Annotated in this window: 13 protein-coding genes; 4 read left to right on the top strand and 9 right to left on the bottom strand. The window is 62.2% G+C overall.

Annotation, left to right across the window (positions count from 1 at the left end):
• Positions 1 to 17: 17 nt before the first annotated feature.
• Entirely contained in the window at positions 18 to 782 is a 765-nt protein-coding gene (locus RI103_RS21055) for an IclR family transcriptional regulator (protein WP_310817361.1), read from the bottom strand.
• A gap of 280 nt (positions 783 to 1062) precedes the next feature.
• On the opposite strand from RI103_RS21055, the gene tehA reads away from it, so the two are divergent.
• A complete protein-coding gene (gene tehA / locus RI103_RS21050; RefSeq protein WP_310817360.1) occupies positions 1063 to 2079 on the top strand; it encodes a dicarboxylate transporter/tellurite-resistance protein TehA in 1017 nt (338 codons plus the stop codon).
• 48 nt (positions 2080 to 2127) lie between these two features.
• Here the strand turns inward: tehA and RI103_RS21045 are convergent, their stop codons facing one another.
• Positions 2128 to 2592 carry a DUF4126 domain-containing protein gene (locus tag RI103_RS21045; protein WP_310817359.1) on the bottom strand — a complete coding sequence of 155 codons (465 nt, stop codon included), beginning with the start codon at positions 2590 to 2592 and terminating at the stop codon, positions 2128 to 2130.
• Positions 2593 to 2919: 327 nt separating this feature from the next.
• Between RI103_RS21045 and RI103_RS21040 the strand changes: the two genes are divergently transcribed.
• Positions 2920 to 3798 (top strand): LysR family transcriptional regulator, encoded by an 879-nt coding sequence (locus RI103_RS21040; protein ID WP_310817357.1) that lies wholly within the window; start codon positions 2920 to 2922, stop codon positions 3796 to 3798.
• Here the strand turns inward: RI103_RS21040 and RI103_RS21035 are convergent.
• Positions 3795 to 4052, bottom strand: a complete 258-nt coding sequence (locus RI103_RS21035; protein ID WP_310817356.1) for a hypothetical protein — start codon at positions 4050 to 4052, stop codon at positions 3795 to 3797. The genes RI103_RS21040 and RI103_RS21035 overlap by 4 nt on opposite strands.
• A 67-nt stretch (positions 4053 to 4119) precedes the next feature.
• Positions 4120 to 4617 carry a lecithin retinol acyltransferase family protein gene (locus tag RI103_RS21030; RefSeq protein ID WP_310817354.1) on the bottom strand — a complete coding sequence of 166 codons (498 nt, stop codon included), beginning with the start codon at positions 4615 to 4617 and terminating at the stop codon, positions 4120 to 4122.
• Positions 4618 to 5089: 472 nt separating this feature from the next.
• On the opposite strand from RI103_RS21030, the gene RI103_RS21025 reads away from it, so the two are divergent.
• Together RI103_RS21025 and RI103_RS21020 are read left to right on the top strand one after the other, a co-directional pair.
• The gene (locus tag RI103_RS21025; protein ID WP_310817352.1) at positions 5090 to 5377 is read left to right on the top strand and encodes a hypothetical protein; all 288 of its coding nucleotides are present in this window, start codon (positions 5090 to 5092) and stop codon (positions 5375 to 5377) included.
• A 5-nt stretch (positions 5378 to 5382) separates the two neighbouring features.
• Positions 5383 to 6153 carry a protein phosphatase 2C domain-containing protein gene (locus RI103_RS21020; protein ID WP_310817350.1) on the top strand — a complete coding sequence of 257 codons (771 nt, stop codon included), beginning with the start codon at positions 5383 to 5385 and terminating at the stop codon, positions 6151 to 6153.
• A gap of 23 nt (positions 6154 to 6176) precedes the next feature.
• Here RI103_RS21020 and RI103_RS21015 read toward each other — a convergent pair whose 3' ends face one another.
• From RI103_RS21015 to RI103_RS20995, 5 genes are all read right to left on the bottom strand, one after another.
• The gene (locus RI103_RS21015; RefSeq protein ID WP_310818526.1) at positions 6177 to 7532 is read right to left on the bottom strand and encodes a sigma 54-interacting transcriptional regulator; all 1356 of its coding nucleotides are present in this window, start codon (positions 7530 to 7532) and stop codon (positions 6177 to 6179) included.
• Entirely contained in the window at positions 7532 to 10588 is a 3057-nt protein-coding gene (locus RI103_RS21010) for a peptidase domain-containing ABC transporter (RefSeq protein ID WP_310817349.1), read from the bottom strand. Before RI103_RS21010 ends, RI103_RS21015 begins: the two co-directional genes overlap by 1 nt.
• 66 nt (positions 10589 to 10654) lie before the next feature.
• Positions 10655 to 11407: a peptidylprolyl isomerase gene (locus RI103_RS21005; protein ID WP_310817347.1), complete on the bottom strand. Its 753-nt coding sequence runs from the start codon at positions 11405 to 11407 to the stop codon at positions 10655 to 10657.
• Between the two features lie 37 nt (positions 11408 to 11444).
• Positions 11445 to 12818 (bottom strand): HlyD family efflux transporter periplasmic adaptor subunit, encoded by a 1374-nt coding sequence (locus RI103_RS21000; protein ID WP_310817345.1) that lies wholly within the window; start codon positions 12816 to 12818, stop codon positions 11445 to 11447.
• Positions 12796 to 15378, bottom strand: a complete 2583-nt coding sequence (locus RI103_RS20995; protein WP_310817343.1) for an FHA domain-containing protein — start codon at positions 15376 to 15378, stop codon at positions 12796 to 12798. Before RI103_RS20995 ends, RI103_RS21000 begins: the two co-directional genes overlap by 23 nt.
• Positions 15379 to 15542: the final 164 nt, after the last annotated feature.

The raw sequence follows: 15542 nt of genomic DNA, 5'->3' as shown, positions 1-15542 counted from the left end.
GAGCTGCTTGTCCTGAACTACTTGTCCTGAACTTCGGCCGCGCGCCGCTGCGCGTTGCGCATGGCGCGCGAATCGCCGCCCAAGGCGTCGGTGGCGCGCGCGGCGCAATCGAACAGCGCGCCGAGATTGCGTTCGAGAAACGCCTGGTCGATACGCGAGCTCGGACCCGCCAGCGTCAGCACGCCGCGCAGGCTTTGACGTACGCCGAATACCGGCATGGAAACACCCGCCGTCTCCCGGTCGCGCTCGCCGATCGACACACAGTAAAAGTCCTCGCGAATCCTGTCGTACGGTGCGCCCGGCATGCCGTCGAAGGCGAGCAATGCATGACCGCCCGAACCGCTTTCCAGCGGCAGCACGTCGCCTTCACGCACGTGAAAACGCACCGCATGCTTCGAATCCACCCGATGCAGACACACCCGCACCGCTTCGTCGCGTACGTAGAACGACACGCTTTCACCGCTGGTTTCCGCGAGTTCGCGCATGAGCGGCACCAGAATATCGCCGAGGTTGAGGCTGCGCTGATACAGCGCTCCCAGCATGAAGGTGGCGGAGCCGAGTTGATAGCGGCCGTCGTCGAGACGCAGCAGCAGACGGTGCTGGATCAGCGAACCCGCGAGCCGCAACAACGTGCTCTTGTAAAGCCCCGTGCGCGCCGCCAGTTCGGCGAGCGTGAGCGCGGCGTCGTCCGGCCGGAAGGCGAACAGGATGGCGCAAGCACGATCGATGACGGCAACACCCTCGCTTTCCTTCGTGTTCGATTTGTCCGCAGGTGTTGGCATGGTTGGCATGACTTCATAGGGAAGCCGAAATTTTACGCCATGACGCCGGGCTGTCATACCCGCCACGGGCGCTTTGACGGGGAATCTTCGCGGAATCCGAGATATGACCTGAAGCCACCGCGCGAAGACTTGCCGGACATGGCACGTTGCATCTTGAGACGATCGCGCGATTTGTTGAGCGCGCCCAGCATTCAGCGTTTTGCCGCCGCCTTTTACAGTACGTCATCGATCGCGCGGAGCCGGAACAGCGGAGCGCGACGCAACTTTCGGAGGATCGGTGATGAACAGCAATCGTGGGACGATTCCAGTTGCCTTCTTCGGGATCGCCGTGGGCGCACTGGCGTTCGCCAATCTGTGGCGCGTGGCGATCGGGCTCTGGCACCTGCCGGCCGCCGCGGGCGACTTGATGACTGTGGCCGCGCTCGTCGTGTGGTTTGTGATTCTGGCGGCCTACGGGCAAAAGTGGCTGACGCATGCCGCCGAAGCGCGCGCGGAAATGCAGCATCCGGTGCAATCGTCGTTTGCGGCGCTCGGCCCCGTTTCGAGCCTGCTGGCCGCGCAGCTTCTGCAGCCGTACGCGCACGCGTTGGCGCTCGCGTTGTTCGGCGTGGCCGTGGTCGCGCAACTGGCGCTCGGTGTGTATCTGCGTGGACGGCTCTGGCAGGGTGGCCGCAAGCCTGAACTGGTGACGCCAGCCATTTATCTGCCGACGGTGGCGCCGAGCTTCGTAGCCGGCACGGCTTCGGTCGCCTTCGGTTTCCATCAACTGGGCGGACTGTTTTTCGGCGCGGGTTTGCTGTCGTGGCTCGCGATCGAGTCGCTGATCCTGCACCGCGCGGCGGTGCATGAACCGCTGCCCGACGCATTGCGCCCGGTGCTCGGCATCCAGCTGGCGCCGCCGGTGGTGGGCGGCGTGACCTATCTGAGCCTGAGCAGCGGCACGCCTGACCTGTTCGCCCTGGTGCTGCTCGGCTACGGCTTGTACCAGGCTCTGCTGCTCCTGCGTTTGCTGCCGTGGATCCGCCAACAGGCTTTCGTGCCGGCGTACTGGGCCTTCAGCTTCGGCGTCGCCGCCCTGCCGACGATGGCGCTTCGGATGGTCGAACGAGGCGCGACCGGGCCGGTCGAATGGGCCGCGCCGGTTCTGTTCATCGCGGCGAATGTGATCATCGCGATTCTGGCGGTGAAGACGCTGGGCTTGCTAGTACGCGGCAAGCCGATTCCCGCCACCGCGCCTATGAGTGCCCTACCCGCGCCGCGGGCATCCGTCGATTCACGTATCGCACGGGCCGGCTAGACTGTCCGTGCCGATTCGGCGAGGCGCGCTGCGTCTCGCCGAATCGCATCATCGCAACGCCATCACGATCAACGCCGCACCGACGATCGCCACCGCATCTTCGATCAACGCAGCCGGCTGGTCCCGTCCGAACGCACGCGCCATTACGCCGCGAACTCTCGCGCCGCCCACGGTGCCGATCACGACGCCGATCAATCCCGCGATCAACCCGTTCCCCACTGCGCCATGCGCCGCGCCGATCGCCGCACCGCTCAACCCGCCCAGCACGAGACGCGCGCCGAATTGCATCGGCACCGTACGGCTAGGGGTTTTCGGCAGCTGGTCGGTGATCAGTTCGACAATGGCCAGCACCGTGAAGACATACGGTGTGGCGGTGAAGCCGAGAAAAGCCAGCGGGGTGTCTTGCAGCGGCAACCAGCCCAGATGCGCCGCCCAACTGACCGCGGCGGGCGCGGTCATCGCGCGCAGGCCGGCCACGACGCCGATCAGCAATGCCAGGACAAAGACAGACATAGGGGACTCCGAATCAAGGGCAACGATGCGTAGTTGAACAAGCCGACGGCTTACCTGGACGAACGTCGGCAGAAAGTGTCGAGCATTTCCATGGACAGTCAACTTCTCACCGCATCCATCGAGGCCGATTCGCTGTTGCCTCCTTTCGGTGTGGCCCTAGTGTCGCATACTTCGACGGGGCATCGGCGGCGATAGCCGCGGGATGCATCGGCCATGCGTCGCGTTGCGTCGCGTCGCGTGCGTCGCTGTCCCAGCAACTGCGCCCACGACGACGAGGACAAACGATGATAAGTTAGCCAACTCACAAGAAAATCTTATGCCTTCGCCATGAGACCGTACCTTCCGTTGAACGCGCTGCGCGCCTTCGAATCGTCCGCCCGGCATCTGAGCTTCACGCGCGCGGCGCTCGAACTGAACGTCACCCAGGCTGCCGTCAGCCAGCAGGTCAGGACGCTGGAAGAGAGGCTAGGCACGGCGCTCTTCAAGCGTCTGCCGCGCGGCCTCGCCATGACCGACGAAGGCCTCGCGCTGCGTCCCGTGCTGACCGACGCGTTCGATCGGATCGAGGCCGTGCTCAAGCAATTCGAAGGCGGCCATTTTCACGAGGTGCTGACGGTCGGCGTGGTGGGCACCTTCGCGGTAGGTTGGCTGATGCCGCGCCTCAAGTCGTTTCGCGACGCGCATCCGTTCGTCGAACTGCGGCTGCTGACGAACAACAACCTGGTCGATCTCGCCACCGAAGGTCTCGACTTCGCGATCCGCTTCGGCGACGGCACGTGGCCTGGTTCGCTCGCGACCCGGCTGCTCGATGCGCCGCTCGCGCTGCTATGCACGCCGGAGATCGCCGCGCGTCTGTCGAAACCGGAGGATCTCGCCGACGAAACCTTGCTGCGCTCCTATCGCGCCGATGACTGGATGAGCTGGTTCAGCGCCGCCGGCATTGCGCCGCGGCCGATTCGCGGACCGGTGTTCGATTCGTCGCGGTTGATGGTGGAAGCGGCGATGCAGGGCGCGGGTATCGCGCTTGCGCCCGCACTGATGTTCGATCACGAGATCAACACAGGCCGGCTGGTCCGCCCGTTCGAAGTGGAGGTTCACGCTGGCAGTTACTGGCTGACATGGTTGAAGGGCAAACCCATGACGCCGGCGATGCTGCTGTTCAATCAGTGGATCATCAAGGAAGCGCTCGTGCAGACGCGGAATTAGGCAGCGAGCAAAGCGCGGCGATGGCCGTTCATGGCGGGCCGCTCCGCTTGCGGCGGAAACACATTCCACGAACCGTCGTCATGACGGAAGAAGAAGATCGACAGCAGACCGGTCGGCCGCAAGGCTTCCACGCACACGTAGCGCTGATGTTGCGACGCGCGGTGGCAGAACTGCACGACGCGTGCGGGCATCGACGGAGTGGGGGCAAGCCATTTGTCCACGGCCCAATGCAAGGTCTTTTCTGCGGCAGCCATGATGTTCTCCTTGAATCCTTGAATGTCGAGTCACTGAAACGGGTCACTGAAATTCGGTGTCGCTGGTTCACGCGAACTGCGCGGAACCGTGAGCGCCCTTCGCGCTGCTTTCCACGAAAGCCTTCACGAGGCACACCAGCGCATGCATGCCGGTACGCGGATGGCGCAAGCAGCAATGCACCTGTTCGCTGCGGCTTTCGCCGAGCAGGCACCACGCGCAGAAGTGCTCGCAGTTGTTCGTCAGCAGGCGATAGTGGTTTTCGCCGAGACGGGAGCGCGCGCGGCGCACGGCTTCGTCGCCGACGTAGCGGGCGGACGGAGTCGGGCGAATCGACAGCGGATGGCCGGCGGCGAAGCGTTCCAGTTCCACTTCTTCAACCGGGCCGCGGTGCGCTGAACTCGCAAAGCCCGAGTAATGAACCACGCGGCCATTGCCCACATAAATGCCGTGGTGTTCGTAACCGCGACGTTGCGTGACCAGATGCGCGCCGATCGGCAGGTCGATAGTGGACGCGGCGTCGCAGCGGTCTTCGCTGTTTTCGCTGCTGGTTTGGTTCGTGTTCATGGCTGGCCTCGCTTCGATTTCCAACACTGTTGCGAGATCTTTTGCATCATCCGGGCCATGCGCTCGAAAGCCTTTATTTAAAAGGCTTGGCGGGAAAATGAAGCTTGCCGGGGGCGATGAGTGTGCGTTGCTGGCCGACAGAAATTGGGCCGAAGTGTTGGCGAACGGCGATCATTTGTCGCTGTCGTGGAATGGGCAAGCGGGTCGAAAGAAGAGGTGCGGCGAGCGGCGGGAATGTGTTGGGTCGCGCACCGGATCGAATGCGGGCGTGTTGGCTGCCAGCCGACCGATGAATTCATGCGCGCCCGCGCGCGGTAAACGCGAGCGCGCGGAATCGCCCGGCAATCAAGGCGTTGCGACAAACCGCGCAAATCACTCGCGAATTGGCATAGCACTTGCACTATACCGGCCAGATACATCCTAACTGCGCGTCACCGCGCGCGTTACACACGCGACCAACCGGAGAAACGACATGGCTTCTATTACAGTAAGCGACCTCTCGCTGAACCTCGCGCTAGACCGTAAGGCGATGACAGCGATTCGCGGCGGCGGCGGCGCCCCGTGGGTGTACGGCTGGATTCAACCTTATGTACGCGATACGCCGAGCATTGGACCCGTCGTGAACCTGTACGACGTGACCAACAACTTCTATGCTAACCAGATGATCAACACGTTCCAGTCGGTCGACGTACGCAACACCGGCGCGAACTCGAACATCACTGTCTCTCCCGAAGCACGCAGCAGAAACGATACGGTGTAAACGTTGTGACCTGTGCCAGCCAATTTCGCTGGACGTCGTCCGCGCGTTCCGACGCCGGACGCGTCCGCGAAATCAACGAAGATGCCTGCCTTGACCAGTCCGCACTCGGACGCTGGGCCGTCGCCGACGGCATGGGTGGACACGCGGTCGGCGATCTGGCGAGCCGTCTGGTGATCGACGCGCTCGGCCGGCTCGCGTCGCCGGCGAGCATGAAGTCTTTCGTCGCCGACGCGCGCGCGCGTTTGCAATCCGCCAATCGTCAACTGAGGGAAGAAGCCACGCGCCGCCAGGTGCAGCGTATCGGCAGCACGGTCGTCGTGCTGCTCGCCTGCGACCGCTTCTGCGGCTATATATGGGCCGGCGACAGCCGCCTATATCTGCTGCGCGAAGGAAGCCTTCGGCAGCTCACGCGCGATCATAGTCAGGTGGAAGCGCTCAAGTCGCTCGGCGTGATCACCGAGGAAGAGGCGCGGCATCATCCGGCGCAGCACATGATCACGCGAGCGGTCGGCGCCACAGACGTGCTCGAACTCGACGACGATGCCATCGAGGTCGCGGACGGCGACATCTTCCTTCTCTGCAGCGACGGCCTGAGCAACGAAGTCAGCGAAGAGGACATGCTCGCGGTGCTGAGCAAGACAGCGGGCGCGAACCCGTCTGAAGAACTCGTCGAGCTGGCGCTCGCACGCGGCGGCCGCGACAATATCACCGCCGTGGTCGTGCGCGCTGAAGACCCCAATGCGTCAGACAAAACCCTGCTGAATCCCGCGCCTTGAGCCTGCTTCTTTATCGACGCGGCTCACGTCTCGTTGTCTTCGTCGTCACGGTCGTCCGCGCCATTCTTGTTACCAGCCGACAGATTACGGTTGCGGAAGTCCTTTGAATGCAGCCCGTGTTTCTTTAGAAGCATCTGCAGATGCGAGCGATTCATGTCGATACGACGGGCCAGTTCCGCAACCGTGCCGCTCACTTCGCGCAGGCCGCGCTCAAGAAAGGCTTTTTCGGCGTCGTCGCTGGCGGCTCGCTTTGCGTCGCTCAGCGACATCAGATTCGCCACGCTGATCGGCTCCTGCCCCGTTGCGCTCGCAGCGTTGGACGCCGCCGCCGAGCCGGGCGCCGCCGGCCGCATATCCACCGGCAAATGATCGACATCGGCCATGTCGCCGGCCAGACACGACACTCGGTACATCACGTTGCGCAACTCGCGGATATTGCCCGGATACGCATAGTTCAGCAGAAAGTCCCGTAGACGCGGCGTCATTCGTACCGGCCTGCGCTTTAACGTGCCGGCGGCTTCGTCGCCGAACCATGCGATCAGCAGCGGAATTTCATCGCGGCGTTCCCGCAGCGGCGGGAGCGTCACATGAATCACGCTAAGCCGGTAGAACAGGTCCTCGCGGAACTTGCCCTCTTCGCTGAGCTGCCGCAGATTGCGATTGGTCGCCGCGACGATGCGCGTATCCACCGCAATCGTTTCATCGGACCCGACGCGCTGAATCTCGTGTGCTTCCAGCACGCGCAGCAGCTTCACCTGGCCGGCGAGCGGCAACTCGCCGATTTCGTCGAGAAAGATGGTACCTGTATGCGCGCTTTCGAATTTCCCCTTGCGATCATTCGAAGCCCCTGTGAATGCCCCCTTGCGATGCCCGAACAATTCCGACTCCAACAGATTGTCTGGAATCGCGCCGCAGTTCACAGAAATGAACGGTTTGTCAGAACGCGAGCCGTTGGCATGAATCACCTTCGCCATCAACTCCTTGCCGGTGCCGCTTTCGCCGTCGATCAGCACGGGTAAATCGGTCGGCGCGGCTTTCTCGGCGATTTCGAGCGACTCGAGCAGGCGCGGATTGTCGCCGAACGTCCCTTCGAAAATGAAGCTGCGCTCCAGCAGCGCTTTGCGTCGCGCACCGCGCGATAGATCGGCGCGCTCCTGCGGCTCGGCGGCCACCGCCGCTTGCACGAAGCGCTCCTTGTGCGAGAGCTGCATCACCTCGTCGCGTAACGAGGTCGCTTGCCGGAGCAGCTTGTCGATGTCCGCGCGCTCCAGCCGCGACGACCAGCGCAACGTCGAGCGCAAAATCTCGATCCGCTCAATCAGGCCCGCGTACGAAATCGCGGGGCTGGCCTCTTCAATCTGGTCGAGTATCTTCATGATCACGCACTCAACTGTTTCTGGACCAGCTGGTAATACATCCCGCCACGTTGAATCAGCTCATCGTGACGGCCCTGTTCGACGATCGCCCCTTCGTACAGCACGAGAATCTTGTCCGCACGCATGATCGTGCTGAGCCGGTGCGCGATGATCACCGCCGTGCGGCCCTTCAGAATGTCGTGCATATTGCCGAGGATATTGCTCTCCGATTGCGAGTCCAGTGCCGAAGTCGCCTCGTCGAATACAAGCAGACGCGGATCGTGATACAGCGCCCGTGCAATGCACAGCCGCTGGATCTGCCCGCCGGACAATCCAATTCCCCGTTCGCCGACAATCTGCTCGTACCCGAGCGGCATCTTGCTGATGAATCCATGCGCGTCCGCCATCTTCGAGACTTCCTCGATGCGGCGCCGATCGGGCGCATCGTCGCCGCTCGCGATGTTCTCCGAAATCGTGCCGGAGAACAGCAGGTTGCTCTGCATCACATAGCCGATCTGCGCACGGTAATAGGCTTTATCGACCACGCCGAGATCGTAGCCGTCGATCGTCATCTTGCCTTCGGTCGGCGTGTAGAAGCCGACCAGCAATTTGGCGAGTGTCGTCTTGCCCGACCCGCTACGCCCGACAATCGCCACCAGTTCGCCGGGCTTGATATCGAAGCTGATGTTTTCGAGCACGTACGCCGAGTCGTTTTCGCCGTAACGGAAATAGACGCCGCTAAGGCTGATTTCGCCCTGCAGCTCAGGCAACATCACTCGCGAGGGCAAATCCTGGGGCTTCTGCTCAGGCTCGATATCGAGCACATCGCCGAGGCGTTCCATCGCCACGCCCGCGTCGTTCAACATGCTCCACAAGCCGACCAGACCCATGAGCGGACCCAGTACGCTGCCCATGAACGCGTTGAACGCGATCAACTGACCGATCGTCATTTCGCGCGCCAGCACGAGATTCGCGCCGACCCAGAGAATCGCAATCGTGGTCGCGGCGTTCAGCAACTGACTGCCGAGACCCACGAGAATGTTGAACGCGTGCGCGCGATATTGCACTTCGAGCGCCTTCGCGTATTTCTTCTCCCAGCGCAAGCGCACCGGCCGCTCGATACCCATGCCCTTGATGGTCTCCACGCCGGCGAGCGCTTCCATCAGAAACGATTTAGATTCGGTCGACGCGGTGAACACTTCGCGTGCATAGCCTTTGATCTTCGGCGTGGCGATGGCGGTCAGCGCCATGATCGGAATGACGAATGCGATCAGCACCAGCGTCATCTTCACGTTGTAGACAAACATGATCGTGAAGTAGATGAACACCATCAGCAGGTTCAGTGCCGTGGTGACGGTGGATTCCGTGAGGAACGCGCGGATCGTCTGGTTCTCCTGGAAGCGCGCGAAAATGTCGCCGGTCTTGCGCTTGGCGAAGAACGAAAACGGCAACGACATGGTGTGCTTGAAGAACTGCGACATCATCGCGAAGTCCATGTTGCGCACCATGAAATTCGCGAGATACGCGCGAATCGACGACATCAATTGCGAAAAGACATTGGCGATGATCAGGCCGCCAATCAGCAAATGCAGCAGGCTGACATTCTGATGCACGATCACGCCGTCAAGAATGTTCTGGATGATCAGCGGCGGAATCACGCCCAATACCTGAATCACGAAAGTGGCGAGAAACAGATGGCCGAGAATCTTCTTGTACGGCTTGAGGTAGCCGACAAAGCGTATCCACGGCGAACGCGCGGCGGACATTTGCAGCAGATGCGGGCCGCCGGTAAACAACAGACAGGTGCCACTCCAGCCGCGTTCGAAATCCTCCACGGTCATTTTCTTGAAGCCGACCGCCGGGTCCGCCACCCACACGTAATCTTTGGAGAGCCCGTACACCACGACGTAGTGATAACCCTCCCAGTGCACGATGAACGGCAGATCGAAGCCGCGCAACGAATCGAATGTGCATTGCACGCCGCGCGCCGTGAAGCCCAGCGATTCGCCCGCGCGCGCGAGACTGTCGAGCGTGGCGCCTTGGGTCGTGACGTTGGCGAGCTCGCGCAATTTGCCGAGCGTCATCGGAATGCTGTAGTGGCGGCATACCATCGCAAGGCACGCCGCGCCGCAGTCCATTTCTTCGGCCTGTTCGACCAGCGCGAAGCGTTTGATGACTTTCTCGCCGAACTCGGGCTTGCTCTGCAGGTCCAGCATCAGCGGCAGCTTGCGCCGCTGTTCGACGCGCTTTTGCCGCTGTAATTCGCGGTCGCCGTAACGAATCCGCTCGTCGAGCACTTCGCGCAGCTTCGGATTGCGTTCGAGAATGAAGTGGACCGTGCGCTCCGGAATCACCAGCAGCCGCGTATCGGTCGTCGCAACCACCGACGCCATCTGCTCCTGGCGCATCAAGCACGCTTTCTCGCCGAATATCTCGCCTTCCCCGAGGGTGGCGAGCGTGTAGTCGTGCCCCTCCTCGTGCCGCACGATACGCACTTCGCCATGGCGCACCACGTATAGCCGGCGGTCCTCACGTCCGTCCTGCTTGAGGATTTCCTTGCCCGCGGCCACCCGTTTCACGCCAACGCTGCGCACATACTCTTCGAGTTCCGCCTTGTTCAGTTTGCCGCGCAGATCGAATAACTGCGCGACGAAACCGCCCGCCGAATTGATCGCCACATAGCTGGCAACGAACGCCAACGCGGCCTGATTGCCGGTGATCACCGGCTCGATCGCGGCACGCGGAATGAACAGCAACTCGGTTTTCGCCGACGCCCGCACCGAAGCTTCATGGACATAGGTACGCAACATCGCGATATCGGCGAAGATCTCGCCCGATTTGCGCACCCCCATGCTGGTTTCCTTGCCGTGCTCTTCCGTGAAGATGCGCACGGAACCCGAGCGAATCACGTAGAGCCCGTCGGCCGTCTCGCCCGCGGAGCAAACTGTTTCGCCGAACGAATAGAAGCGCGCTTGCGCATATTCGGCAAGACGCTCGATCTCGTCGCGTGAAAACGGCGAGAAAATTTCCACCGAGGTTAGAAACTCGGCTGCGGAGGGCGCGGTCTGGGGTGCATCCATGTGCTTGCGGACCTCGAATCGGCGTGTCGTTACGTTGTTTCAATACGGCGTGCGGGCGCGAACGGGCTAGCGTGCTTCGATCACGTGCTCCTGGGCACGTGCGATCAGCCAGCCTTCGCGCAGCAGGCGCCGGACTTCCGAAGCCACGTCGGCGTCGAGCGTTGCCGGATATTTGGCCGTCACGGCGAAAATCTCGAAGCACGAGCGATCCGCCGACGGAAACGGCCCCAGCAGATCGCCCACCGCCGCGTTGAAAATCTTCGCTTCGATATCGGGTTTCAACGAACCGCGCAGCACCTTGCCGATCACACCGCCCGCCTCGCGCGTATCCGCGATCGAGTGCTCGCGTGCCATGTCGGCGAAACTATCGGGATCGTCGTGCAGATACGAAATCATTTCCTTCGCCTTGCCCTCGCTGTCGAGCACGATGTGGCTCACTTCGATCGCGTCGAACTTCGGCGAATTCAGCGCGAAGTAATCCTTGATCGCGGCCTCGTTGCCGACTTCGTCGAGCATCTTCTCCTGATACAGCCCGTCGGTAATGAAGGCCTCGAACTCGTCGAGACTGACGTTGAGCGCGTCGAGGTACTGATTCATATCCGTCGCGCGATGCAGGCCACGCACACGGCGGAACTGATCGGCGCGTTGCTGGATTTCATCGGCGGTCACAGCAATACCCTGCTTCTTCGCCGCATGGACCGTGAGCTTGTCGCGCACGATCTGCTCGATCAGGCTCTCGAACTGGCCAGTCAGTTTCAGAAGACGAATGAACTCGGCCACGTCCACGACTTCGTCATCGATTCGCACTATCGCGGTCATTTCATCCGCTCCTTTAATTGACGTGTGATCCGCGCGGTCAACCCGCGACCTGCCTGAACGGATCGAGACCCAGATCGATCAGGCGCCGCTCGCGCACCACGATCTCAGCGCTTGCCGTCATGCCGTAGCGCAATGGATAACGCGTGTCGGCAATCTGGTAGTAATTCTTGTCGAGCGTGACACGGCCTTCGTAGACCGGTTGCTTGTCCGTCAACGACGGCTTGGTGGCCGGCGAAATATAGGCCAGCGTCCCGCTGATCAGCCCATAGCGTTGATACGGAAAGGCATTGAATTTCAGTTTGACGGGTAGGCCTTCGTGCAGAAAAGCACGATCGTGTTCGGCAATTTCAATCTTCAGCACGGGCCGCGCATCTTTGGGCGCAATGCCGCCGAGCGGCGCGTTCGCCTGAATCTTGTCACCGCGCTGCGTCGACGTCACGTCGGTGATCACGCCCGAAACCGGCGCGAGAATCAGCAGAAAATTGTCTTTGTCGATGTTCTCGAAACGAATCCGCGCGGCCGCTTCCGACACCAGCCGTGCGCTTTGCAATTGCAGGCGCAACTTGTCTTCCGCGTCGGTAATGTCGCGCACCGCCGAATCGTATTGAAGCTGCAGGTCGGTGGTCTGCTGGCCGCTGGTTTCCAGTTGCGCATTTGCCTGCGTATATTCGTGGCTCAAGCGGAAATCCAGTTCCGCGAGTTTCGACTGCGCGACACGGTAGGCGTTATCCGCTTCCATGGCAGCGGTGCGTTTCTGCTCCACCTGCAATTCGGCGATACCGCCGCCGCCCGGCTGCGCGAAGAGCCGCGAGTAGCGGTCCAGTTCCTGCCGCGCCGCTTCACGCGTGCGCCGGGCGTTGTCGAGAATGCTGCGCGCTTCATCCAGTTCGGCCTTCTGCCCTTCCGCGAGTTTGGTCGTGCCTTCGGAGACGCGATTTTCGTGCTGGCGCGCTTCCACTTCCATCTGTGTCTTGAGCGCGGCGGCCTTACGCTCCATCAGTGCTTTCTTCTCGGGGAACTGCTTCCAGTCGCGCTCGGCGTCTTCGAGTTTGAGTTGGGCTTGCAGCGCGTTGCTGGCGGCCTCGATCGCGCCGCGCGCATTCAGCCGCGCGAGCACGTCGCCTTTCGACACTGGTTGCCCCTCGGCGATATACAGATCGGCGAGTTCGCCGTCGATCGGCGCATAGATCCGGCGCACCTCCGATTCCGGCGACAAGGTGCCTTGCGCGCTGACGATCACGTCCGCGCGTCCCACGAACGACCACAACAGACCGACCACGACCAGCGCGACCATCGCCCAGATCAGCGCGCGCGCGAGCCGCACCGGCTCGGCCATCAGAATCGCAATGCCCTCGGCGCTGTGATCTTCCAGCGCCTCCGACAACGGCCTAGGGTGACTGTCGCGTTTCACTCTGCTCGCCTCCAATCAACGCCAGCTTCGCTTTCAGAAGTCCCGGATCCAGCACCATGCGCAACTCCGTCAGCGAGCGGCGCTGCAAATTGGCTTCGGCTTCGATATCCGCGAGCAGACGGTCGAAGTCGGCGGGATGATCGGCCTTCAGTTGCGTGTAGATGCGCATGCCCTGTTGCGCTGACGTTTGCGCATCGGAAAGCAGACGCGCCTCGCTGCGAAATCCCGGTGAAATACCGGCTTCGAGACGCTGCGAACCGCCGATCGACCCACCCGCGCGATACTGTTTCCACAGGCTCTGCGCGCGCAACAACAGATCTTGCGCACGCGCCAGTGCTTTGTCGTGCAAGGCGGCAACGTCTTTTTGAATCGACTGCAGGAACCACACGTCCGTTGCCGGATCGAGGCTTGCGTAGAAGGAGAGCAGGCGCTGGTCGTAGTCCTTGTCGCCGTGCGTCTTCTGCAATTGCGTGTACTGATCGAGGAGCGCCTTCTTGTGCGCCAGTTCCGCCGCGAGCACATCGGACCACGGCCCTGCGGGCATGGCCTGCAAACCGGCAAGCGCCTGCTGCGCGTCGCCGCGCTGCCATGCCGCTGTCACCGCGTCATGGCGCGCAATCACGTCTGCCGAAGGCAAACGGCTGGCCGATAGCTGTTGAAACTGCGCCTGAAAAGGTGGCGTGCTGAAGTGTGCAGATTTCAGCATGGCAAGCATCGGCGCCAGTTGCCGGCTCAACGCGGCGTTCAACAACTCGGTGTATTGGCGCAAATCCTGACGCACCCGATCGATGCCCGCCAGACGTGGGTAGCGCTGCGCATAATCGTCGAGCACGGGGGGCAGCGCGTCAGGTTTGTCGCGCGCCAGTTCGGTACGGATCGTCCCGTTCAGACGGTCGATGGCGGCGAGGTACACCGAATCGTCGCTTTCCAGTTTGCGCAGATGGCTCAGCGCCTGCGCGTAGGGATCGGCGAACACGGGCACGTAGGACGCGATGCGATCGAGCGCGCGCTGATGGCTCTTCGCGTCGTCTTCCCAGCGTTGCAGCAGGTTGTTGATCGTGCCCTCGTCCGCGTACATGCGAATCGGCGCGTCCATGCCGCCGCGCCGCGCCACGAAACGCTCCAGATCGCCCACCCATTGCAATTCGCCGATCAACGACGCGGCGTCCGCATTGTTAGCGCTCAACGACCGCATCTCCTTGAGCAACGCGTCGGCCTGATCGAACTGCGCCTTTTGCAGCGCATTGAGCCAGCTGGGAAGCTTCGCCTTCAGCAACGCTTCGCTCGCGAGCGCGCTGACCTTGGTGTCCGAGGGATGGCTCGCCAGATAGCCCGATGCCGCCGTGACCGCGCTCGTGTAGTCGCCGTTCGCCAGCAGGTTCTTCAACTCGCGCTCCGACGAACCGCGCATGTACAGCGTCGTTCCAATCGCCGCTATCACCACGACGCCCACGCCGCCCCATGTCGCCATGCGCCGCACGCTCGTGCGATCGTCGACTGCAAACGCCTTGCCGAGTTCACCCGCAAGCAAACGCCAACGGCGCGGCCGACCCTTCGCGGCGGCCGCGTGGGCGGCGCCATTCGCACCGTTGGTTCCGCTCCCGCCAGCCGCCCCTCTTGCCGTGCCCGTCGGCGCGTCGCGCTTCGCATGCGCGGACGCGGCTTGTGCCGCCTCGTTGACTTCGTCTTCACGCTGCAGCCCGGGGTCGACGCAAAAGATATCGAGGAATGAATGCGCGGCGCCGACGAAGGTGGTCTTGTCGGGATCGACGGCTTCGTCGGCGGCCGGATTGAGGAATAGTTGTGTCACGGTGGGCTCGACTTCAGGGGGTTTCTGCAGCGTCACCCTGTAGACGAAGTGGTCTCCGCCAAATGCAACGATGTCGCCCTCTACCAACTGCAGCGCGGATTCGTCGAGCCGATTTCCGCCGACAAATGTGCCGTTGGTGCTGCCGAGATCTTCCACATAGAGCTCACCGCCCTTCAGAAAGATGTGCGCGTGACGGCGCGAGATGTAATTGACCTGATGCGGATACCGGTCCTTGTAGCGTGAGAAAACTTCATCCGCTTTGCTGACGAGAAACGGAAACGCCTGCACCTCGATGGGTTGCAGGCCGAGGTCGTCGCGTTGCGGCACCAACAGCAACCCGGGCGCAGCGGGCGAACTGGCCGCAGCCACGATACGCGCGCGCGGCTCGATGCTCACCCGGTAGCAGAGTTCGCCGCCAAAGCACAGTTCGTCGCCGGCACGCACACGGGCCGGTGTTTGCCGCACCGCCACGCCGTTCACCGTCGTGCCGTTCTTGCTGCCGAGGTCGGCGACGTAGACCGCGCCGTGTTCCGTGAAAACCCGCGCGTGACGGCGCGACAGGCGCGCAATCCGCTCGGCGGGATAGTCGGTAAAGGGTGCTTCGCTGCGTCCGATTGCAAACAGGTTATCGACGATCCGGATCGCGTCTAGCGCGGGACGTTGCGCCGACGCAGCGGGCGACAACACCACGTCGAACGCGGCGTCTTCTGTCGCGCGCATCTCAGCAATCGGAGCTTCGCCGGTGGCCATTTTATCTGGATCACTAAGCGTTTACCCGTTGCGGCGGGAGCGCAGCGGAAACGGGACGAAGGACTACGGCGGAAAGATATTGTTCGAATGAGCCTTGCAAAATCCGGCCCCTTAAAGATTGTAAGTCACACATGGCGAGTGTCAATTTTCCGATCGTCGAATTA

Origin of the sequence: Paraburkholderia sp. FT54 (assembly GCF_031585635.1) — a bacterium.
Lineage (GTDB): Bacteria > Pseudomonadota > Gammaproteobacteria > Burkholderiales > Burkholderiaceae > Paraburkholderia.
The sequence above is the reverse complement of the archived record's forward strand: the minus strand, read 5'-3'. Positions and strand labels throughout refer to the sequence as shown.

What these genes read in the sequence shown, in the direction of transcription:
- RI103_RS20995 (WP_310817343.1), bottom strand. Translation starts at nt 15,378, where the DNA reads ATGGCCACCGGCGAAGCTCCGATTGCTGAGATGCGCGCGACAGAAGAC.
- RI103_RS21025 (WP_310817352.1), top strand. Translation starts at nt 5,090, where the DNA reads ATGGCTTCTATTACAGTAAGCGACCTCTCGCTGAACCTCGCGCTAGAC.
- RI103_RS21035 (WP_310817356.1), bottom strand. Translation starts at nt 4,052, where the DNA reads ATGGCTGCCGCAGAAAAGACCTTGCATTGGGCCGTGGACAAATGGCTT.
- tehA (WP_310817360.1), top strand. Translation starts at nt 1,063, where the DNA reads ATGAACAGCAATCGTGGGACGATTCCAGTTGCCTTCTTCGGGATCGCC.
- RI103_RS21030 (WP_310817354.1), bottom strand. Translation starts at nt 4,617, where the DNA reads ATGAACACGAACCAAACCAGCAGCGAAAACAGCGAAGACCGCTGCGAC.
- RI103_RS21040 (WP_310817357.1), top strand. Translation starts at nt 2,920, where the DNA reads ATGAGACCGTACCTTCCGTTGAACGCGCTGCGCGCCTTCGAATCGTCC.
- RI103_RS21010 (WP_310817349.1), bottom strand. Translation starts at nt 10,588, where the DNA reads ATGGATGCACCCCAGACCGCGCCCTCCGCAGCCGAGTTTCTAACCTCG.
- RI103_RS21055 (WP_310817361.1), bottom strand. Translation starts at nt 782, where the DNA reads ATGCCAACACCTGCGGACAAATCGAACACGAAGGAAAGCGAGGGTGTT.
- RI103_RS21005 (WP_310817347.1), bottom strand. Translation starts at nt 11,407, where the DNA reads ATGACCGCGATAGTGCGAATCGATGACGAAGTCGTGGACGTGGCCGAG.
- RI103_RS21045 (WP_310817359.1), bottom strand. Translation starts at nt 2,592, where the DNA reads ATGTCTGTCTTTGTCCTGGCATTGCTGATCGGCGTCGTGGCCGGCCTG.